Raw genomic sequence first — 1,004 nt, forward strand, 5'->3', positions numbered from 1 at the left:
GGTGGCCGAGCCCTGGACGATGGGCCCGCCCTTTTTGGTCATGTCGCCTTGCCGCGCCGCTGGTTTGCCACTCATGCTGTCGTTCTTTCTCGGGGAATCTTTGCCGGGGGTTTGGATGAGGATGGGCGAAGGCCTCGGGGCCGTTGCGCCAGTCGTCTTGGGCTTGCACCATCGCCTTTGCAGGCAGCGTGGGTGCGTGGGTGCGTGGGTGGGCGGGCAATGCGGGGCCTGAGCGCCGCGCGCCAGCCTCAGCAGTTGAGCTTGTCCAGGGTGGACAGCACTTCGATGAGCGCTGGCGTGAGCCGCACGGTGCTCGCCCCGCAGCGCAGGGTGATCTCCTGGTCGGCCTCCAGGGTGATCTGCTGCGCTTTCACGGCCAGCGCCTTGCCCACTTGCAGGGTGTCGCCCCCGCTGACCTGCGCGGTGCGATCGCCCCCCACGTTCAGGCTGTCGTCCTTGCCCACGCTGCGGCTCCAGTTCATGCCCACGAGGTCGTTGCGCAGCATGCCGACGTTCACGCTGTAGGCAACGCCGATGTTCATCATCTTGGCCATGCCCACGTTCTGCATGGCCACCATGCCCACGGTTTCGGTTTTCATCTGACCGACCTGAATGGTCCAGTTGCTGCCGATGTCGTCTTTCTCGCTCTTGCCGATGGTCTTGCTGCGGTTCTTGCCGATGCTCACGGTCTCGTTGATGCCGACGTCTTCGGTCCGGTTGTCGCCGATGCTGATCTTTTCGTTGTGGTCCACCCGTTCGGTGCGGTTCGAATGGATAGTGATGGTTTCGTCCCCATCGACTTCCTCGGTGCGCCAGCCGTGCACGGTGATCTTTTCATCGCGGTCCACGGTCTCGGTGCGGTCGCGGTGGATGACGTTGGTCTCGTCCCGGTCGACGGTCTTCCTGCGGTCGTTGCCCACCCATTTGTCTTCGTCGTTCTCGACTTCGGTGAGCTGGTCTTTCTGCGCATGCAGCCACAGCTGCTCGGCGCCGGCCTTGTCTTC

General features: G+C 63.7%; 1 protein-coding gene. It reads right to left on the reverse strand.

Annotated elements, in window-relative coordinates:
- Positions 1–248: 248 nt before the first annotated feature.
- Positions 249–1,004 (reverse strand): bacteriophage T4 gp5 trimerization domain-containing protein (locus BLT03_RS23640; protein ID WP_434802432.1); only part of this gene is annotated, 756 nt, incomplete at its 5' end.

The sequence above is a fragment of the Paracidovorax valerianellae genome, assembly GCF_900102625.1.
In the GTDB taxonomy this organism is placed as follows: Bacteria; Pseudomonadota; Gammaproteobacteria; order Burkholderiales; family Burkholderiaceae_C; genus Paracidovorax; species Paracidovorax valerianellae.